This window comes from Mesorhizobium sp. M1A.F.Ca.IN.020.06.1.1, from assembly GCF_004023265.1.
Classification (GTDB): domain Bacteria; phylum Pseudomonadota; class Alphaproteobacteria; order Rhizobiales; family Rhizobiaceae; genus Mesorhizobium.
Genome location: NZ_RZSR01001846.1, coordinates 1 through 400 on the forward strand (window position 1 = coordinate 1; position 400 = coordinate 400).

Below are 400 nucleotides of genomic sequence, written 5' to 3' on the forward strand. Positions count from 1 at the left end.
GTCCTTCATCTTGGCGATCGCGGCCGCATCGATGATGTTGCGCGTCTTGTCGGTCAGCGGCGTGTGCAAGGTTATGAAGTCGGCGCGCGCGAAAAGCTCGTCGAGCTCGACCTTCTCGACGCCGAGCTCTTCAGCGCGGCTGTCCGACAGGAACGGATCGAAAGCCACGACATGCATCTTCAGGCCGACGCCGCGCGTCGCGACGATCGAGCCGATATTGCCGCAGCCGATCACGCCCAGCGTCTTGCCGGTGATCTCGACGCCCATGAAGCGGTTCTTCTCCCATTTTCCCGCATGCGTCGAGGCGTTGGCCTCCGGGATTTGGCGCGCCAGCGCGAAGATCATCGCAACGGCATGCTCGGCCGTGGTGATCGAATTGCCGAAGGGCGTGTTCATCACG

At 62.8% G+C, this 400-nt stretch carries 1 protein-coding gene; it reads right to left on the bottom strand.

Going from position 1 to position 400, the window contains the following annotated elements; genetic code table 11:
• Positions 1 to 400, bottom strand: a 400-nt coding sequence (locus tag EOA60_RS37190) for an NAD(P)-dependent oxidoreductase (protein WP_281060838.1), incomplete at both ends; no start/stop codon positions are given.